Annotated in this window: 1 protein-coding gene; it reads left to right on the forward strand. The window is 65.1% G+C overall.

The window, feature by feature from the left end; all coding sequences use genetic code 11:
* Positions 1-45: 45 nt before the first annotated feature.
* Positions 46-1,683 carry a long-chain fatty acid--CoA ligase gene (locus ACWEH3_RS36010; RefSeq protein ID WP_450022662.1) on the forward strand — a complete coding sequence of 546 codons (1,638 nt, stop codon included), beginning with the start codon at positions 46-48 and terminating at the stop codon, positions 1,681-1,683.
* The last annotated feature ends 5 nt before the right edge of the window (positions 1,684-1,688 follow it).

A 1,688-nucleotide genomic window follows, 5' to 3' on the forward strand; every position in this document is an offset into this window, starting at 1 on the left:
ATGTGGCTTTCTGTGGGGAAGTCATCGATGGAAGAAGGAGTTCCGATGTTGAGCACTATGCAGGACGAGCCGTTGTCGTTGGCGACGTTGCTGCGCTATGCATCGACGTTCGCTGGGGATTCGTCCGTGTCGACGTGGACCGGTTCCGGCGTGCGCACCATGACCTATCGTGAGGTCGGTGCGGAGTCGGCGCGGTTGGCGAACGCGTTGGGTGGGCTGGGCATCGGGATCGGTGACCGGGTGGGCACGTTCATGTGGAACAACAACGAGCATTTGGTGGCTTATATCGCGGTGCCCGCGATGGGCGCGGTGCTGCACGCGTTGAACATCCGGTTGTTCCCCGAGCAGGTGGTGTATGTGGCCAACCACGCCGAGGATCGGGTGGTGCTGGTGGACGGCAGCCTGGTGCCGTTGTTCGGGCAGATCCTGCCGCACCTGAGGACGGTGCGGCATGTGATCGTGGTCAACGGCGACGCGGCCACGTTGACCGCGCCCGAGGGCGTGCAGGTGCATTCCTACACCGAACTGCTGGGTGCGCAGCCGGAGGTCTACGACTTCCCGGTGATCGACGAGCGCGCTGCCGCGGCGATGTGTTACACCTCCGGTACGACGGGTGATCCGAAGGGTGTGGTGTATTCGCATCGGTCGAATTGGTTGCACGCGATGCAGGTGGCCGCGAACAACGGGATGGGTTTGCACGGTACCGACTCGATTCTGGCGATCGTGCCGTTGTTCCACGCGAATGCGTGGGGTCTGCCGTATGCGGCGTTGATGGCGGGGGCGAATCTGTTGATGCCCGACCGGTTCCTGCAGCCGGGTCCGCTGTTGGAGGTGATGGCCGCGCAGCGCCCGACTTTCGCCGCGGCGGTGCCGACGATCTGGGGTGGGGTGCTGGCCGGGTTGGCGGCCGACCCGCAGGACATCACGCATCTGCGTGCGGTGGTGGTGGGTGGTTCGGCGGTGCCGCCGTCGATGATGCGCACCTTCGAGGACAAGCACGGTGTGCGGGTGCTGCACGCGTGGGGGATGACCGAGACCTCGCCGTTGGGCAGTGTGGCGCACCCGCCGGCGACCGCGGTCACCGAGGAGCAGAAGTGGGCGTATCGGGTGACGCAGGGTCGTTTCCCGGCGGGGGTGCGGGCGCGTCTGGTCGGCGACGATGGTGTGGTCGCCAACGACGGGGTGTCGTTGGGGGAGTTGCAGGTGCGTGGTCCGTGGATCACCGGTTCGTACTATTCGCCCGACGGCACGGTGATCGATCCGGAGAAGTTCGATGATGGTTGGTTGCGGACCGGGGATGTCGGCAAGATCAGCCCCGACGGTTATCTCACGTTGGTGGACCGCTCGAAGGATGTGATCAAGTCCGGTGGTGAGTGGATCTCCTCGGTGGATCTGGAGAACGCGGTGATCGCGCACCCGGCGGTCGCGGAGGCCGCGGTGATCGGTGTGCCGGATGAGAAATGGGACGAGCGTCCGTTGGTGGCGATCGTGCTGGCCGAGGGCGCCGAAGCCAAACCCGAAGAACTGCGGGAGTTCTTGGCCGACAAGTTCGCCAAATGGCAGCTGCCCGAACGCTGGACGTTCATCGCCGAGGTCCCCAAGACCAGTGTGGGCAAGTTCGACAAGAAGCGGCTACGCGCCCAGTACGCCGACGGTGACCTGGAAGTCACCACCCTGTCCTGACCCCC

Source organism: Nocardia sp. NPDC004718, from assembly GCF_053601535.1.